Here is a 635-nt window from a genome sequence, read left to right on the forward strand (position 1 = left end):
ACCATCGAAACAGTCGATGATGGGTGAGAGATACACCTTGCCAGCCGGGATTTGGAATTCAGTGATATCGGTCAGCCATTTCTCGTTTGGGGCTGTGGCCTGGAAGTCACGATTAATGAGGTTCTCAGGCGCTGGACTGATTTCTCCGAGATAAGAGCGGTATCGCCGCCGCTTTGGCGTGACAACGATCAGGTTCTCCTGTTTCATCAACCGCTGCACAACCTTCTCTGAGATTGTAACGGATTGTTTGGCCAAAGACGCCTGTAGCCTGCGGTAGCCATAGCATCGACGGTTGGTTTCGAAGATTTCAGTGATGCTGCGACGAATAGTGAGGTACTTGTCAGTCATCCTCATGCGGGCTCGATGATAAAAATATGAGCTGCGCGCCAGTCCCAACTGAGCAAGCAGATCGGCGAGTTGATAAAGATCTTTTAGGGCGCCGACCAACAGCGTTTTCTCCCGATTACTCAGAAGGTGCAGATCGACGCCCAGGTCTTTTTTTAGAATTTCATTCGCCTTCTTCAAAAGGTCGTGCTCAAGCTGCAGTTTCTGAATATCGTGCTGCAGTGTTTCGAGCTGAAACTCTAATTCTTTTCGCTCAGGCACTGGCGGTAAGTTGTTCTTGCGTTTCATGA

The 635-nt window shown here is 49.6% G+C and carries 1 protein-coding gene; it reads right to left on the minus strand.

The genetic code is table 11. The features are described from left to right. Nucleotides 1-635 (minus strand): IS3 family transposase (locus tag DKP76_RS18910; RefSeq protein WP_109708181.1); only part of this gene is annotated, 635 nt, incomplete at both ends.

Origin of the sequence: Falsochrobactrum shanghaiense, assembly GCF_003149535.1 — a bacterium.
GTDB classification, from domain to species: domain Bacteria; phylum Pseudomonadota; class Alphaproteobacteria; order Rhizobiales; family Rhizobiaceae; genus Brucella; species Brucella shanghaiense.